The organism is uncultured Lamprocystis sp. (assembly GCF_903933125.1).
In the GTDB taxonomy this organism is placed as follows: Bacteria; Pseudomonadota; Gammaproteobacteria; order Chromatiales; family Chromatiaceae; genus Thiodictyon.
In genome coordinates, this window is record NZ_CAIZIZ010000573.1 from 1 (window position 1) to 3,248 (window position 3,248).

A 3,248-nucleotide genomic window follows, 5' to 3' on the forward strand; every position below is an offset into this window, starting at 1 on the left:
GCGGCGGCACGCCGCTCCCACGAGGTTCATGGCTAAAGCCCCCAGTGCGCGACGCCCGCGCGCTGGCCGAAACGACGATCATGGCCCGTCGCGTGATTGAACTGACCGCATGCGGTTGCGCATTCCGCGCCGCGTCATCCGTCCCGCCTTCGAGCACCAGAGAGACGAACCATGAGCGAGCTCACCGCCGTTGCCCGTGTCATCGCCACCGAATCCGCCGAGCGCCTGATCGAAGCACTGCGCGCCGAGCACGGCCCGCTGCTCTTTCACCAATCCGGCGGCTGCTGCGACGGCTCGTCCCCCATGTGCTTCGCCCAGGGCGACTTTCTGATCGGCGACCAGGACATCCTGCTCGGTGAGATCGCGGGCGCCCCCTTCTACATGAGCGGACCCCAGTTCGAGGTCTGGCGCCACACCCAGTTGATCATCGACGTCGTCCCCGGCCGCGGCGGCATGTTTTCGCTTGAGAACGGCCGCGAGGTCCGCTTCCACACCCGCTCGCGGCTCTTCACCGACGCCGAGGCCGCGACCCTCACGCCGGTGGGTGCGCCGGGGGCGGGTTGGACCTTCGGCCAGCCGGGGGGTTGACCGCGATGCGGCCGATCCAACGCTGGGGACTGCTGGCGGCGCTGACCCTCGGCTCCGCCTGGGCGCAGACCGCGACCGCCGAGCCGCCCGCCGCCGGGATTGACGATGTGTCCGAAGACAGTGCGGTGTCCACCTTGGACCCGGTGGTGGTGACCGCCACCCGCACCGGGGAGAACAACCGGGACCTGCCGGTGGCCATCGACACGCTGAGCAAGCCTGTCATCCAGGACCAGACGCGCCGGGTCCTGGTGTCGGAGGTCCTGCCGCGGGTGCCGGGCACCGCGGTGTCGAACCGCGGAACCTTTGCCCAGGAGGAGCAGATCCAACTGCGCGGGTTCGGTGCCCAGTCCCAGTTCGGAACCCGCGGAATCAAGTTGGTGGCGGACGGCATCCCCGCAAGCACCCCGGACGGACAGGGCGGGCCGGGGCTCTTCGACCTGGGGTCCGCACAGTCGATCGAGGTCATGCGCGGGGGCTTCTCCGCACTCTACGGCAACCACTCGGGCGGGGTCGTCCAACTCTTCACCGAGGACGGACCAGAGACCCCGACCCTGACCGCACGCCTCATGGCCGGGAGCTACGGCGCCTGGGTGGCCGGACTGAAATTCGGCGGCCAGTTCGGGACGCTCAACACGGTGCTCGACACCTACCGTATGGAGACCGACGGCTACCGCGAGTGGAGCCATGCGCAGAAAGACCAGGCCAATGCCAAATTCCGCCTGGACCTGGCACACGGCGGCACCCTGACCCTGGTGGCCAATGCGCTGAATCTGCCGGACAGCGAGGACCCCTTGGGCCTCACCGCCGCCCAGGTGCAAGCCGATCGGCGCCAGGCCCAACCCGCCGCGCTCCAATTCCAGACGCGCCGCACCCTGGAGAACATGCAAGGGGGCTTACAACTCGAACAGCCCCTCACCGACCAGGACCAGTTGCATGCCACCGCCTATCTGGGGACCCGCAGCAACCAGCAATTCCTCGCCGTGCCGCTGACCAACCAGAACGCCATCACCGCCTCCGGCGGCGTGAGCACCTTCGAGCGCCGGTTCTTCGGGGGCAACCTCTGGTGGAGCCATGAAACGGCGCTGGCCGGGAGGCCTTTGACCTTCACCCTGGGCGGGGAATACGAAAGCGCCTCGGACGACCGCAAGGGCTATTTCAACCTCCTGGGCGAGCAGGCCGCGCTCAAACGTGACGAGGTGGACGGTGTCACCAGTTGGGGAGGCTTTGTCCAGGCCGAGTGGCGGCCGACCGACCGCTGGACCCTGAACCTGGGGCTGCGCTACACGGACGTTCATTTCGATTCGGACGACCGCTTCATTTGCACCGTCAGCCAAGTGACCGCACCCGGCGCCCGGCCGGGCACCTGCAGCGGGTCGACCACCGGCATCACGGCCGCCAACTTCAACCCGGACGACAGTGGCAATCAGACCTACGCGGCCTGGACCCCGGCCCTGGGGCTGGTCTTCGCCTTGACTCCCGAGGCCAATCTCTATGCCAACGTCGGCAAGACCTTCGAGACGCCCACCTTCCCCGAGTTGGCCTATCGGCCCGACGGCGGCTCCGGGCTCAACTTTGCCCTGGAGGCGGCGACCAGTTGGCACTACGAGATCGGCGCCAAACTGCTGATCGGTACCGCGGCCCGGCTCAATCTGTCCCTGTTCCAGATCGACAGCCAGAACGAACTGACCGTGGCCACCAGCCAGGGCGGGCGCACCACCTATCAGAACACGCCGTCGTCGCGGCGGCGCGGGGTCGAATTATTGCTCGAGGGCGATCTGGGCCATGGTTTCGCCGGCACCCTGGCGGCCACCTATCTGGACGCGCAAATCACGGGGAGCTACCTCGGTTGTATCGGGATCCCCTGCCGGACCCTGGACCCATTGCTGAATGTGGCGCGCGTGCCGGCCGGCAATCAACTGCCCGGAGTCGCTCCATTCAACCTCTTCGGCGAGCTGTCCTATGCCTATGACCCCTGGGGCTTCACCGCGGCGGTGGACGTCTATGGACAGGGCCGGGTCTATGTCAACGACGTCAATACAGAGACCTCCGGCGCCTATTGGACCTTCGGCGTACGCGGGGGCTTCAAGCAGACCCGCGGCCGCTTTGAACTCCGCGAGTTCGCGCGTATCAATAACCTGTTCGACGAGGACTACAACGGCGCGGTCAACGTCAATGACGCCAATGAGCGCTATTACTATCCGGCGCCCGGAGTCAATTATCTGGTCGGGATCACGCTGGCTTATCTCTGGTAGGGTCCGCTGCGCGGACCGACCGCTGCGCGGACCACCGCCCCCGCAGTTCCCACGCCGGGTTGATGATGTAGGGTGCGGTGAGGCACGAACCGCACCAAGCGCAGGCGGGGCGCGGTTCGTACCTGACACTGGTGGCGAAATGCCCAGAGAGCCCGTAACTCCTTGATAGCAGGATCTGGAGGCGCTGGGTTTCAGTAGGTTAGCGAATTCGCCACCAGTGTCCGTACCTCACCGCACCCTACGGCTTATCCGTCCCCGTCACCGGCAGCGCAGCAGTTCCAAATTTGGGTGGCCGCCGCCAACAGCGTGTCGGCAGCGAGGCCAATGGTGGATGCGCTGCGCTTATCCACCCTACAGAACCGGCCCCGCTGTAGGGTGGATAAGGCGCGCCGCTCGGTGTCAGGGACC

General features: G+C 66.7%; 2 protein-coding genes. Both read left to right on the forward strand.

The features are described from left to right. Positions 1-171 precede the first annotated feature (171 nt). Entirely contained in the window at positions 172-588 is a 417-nt protein-coding gene (locus QZY03_RS31035; RefSeq protein ID WP_295588117.1) for a DUF779 domain-containing protein, read from the forward strand. Positions 589-593: 5 nt separating this feature from the next. Beyond that, complete coding sequence (locus QZY03_RS31040) at positions 594-2,840, forward strand: TonB-dependent receptor (protein WP_295588119.1); 2,247 nt, start codon at positions 594-596, stop codon at positions 2,838-2,840. The last annotated feature ends 408 nt before the right edge of the window (positions 2,841-3,248 follow it).

Excerpts from the sequence above, each read along its gene's own strand:
- QZY03_RS31040 (WP_295588119.1), top strand. The coding sequence starts at position 594 with ATGCGGCCGATCCAACGCTGGGGACTGCTGGCGGCGCTGACCCTCGGC.
- QZY03_RS31035 (WP_295588117.1), top strand. The coding sequence starts at position 172 with ATGAGCGAGCTCACCGCCGTTGCCCGTGTCATCGCCACCGAATCCGCC.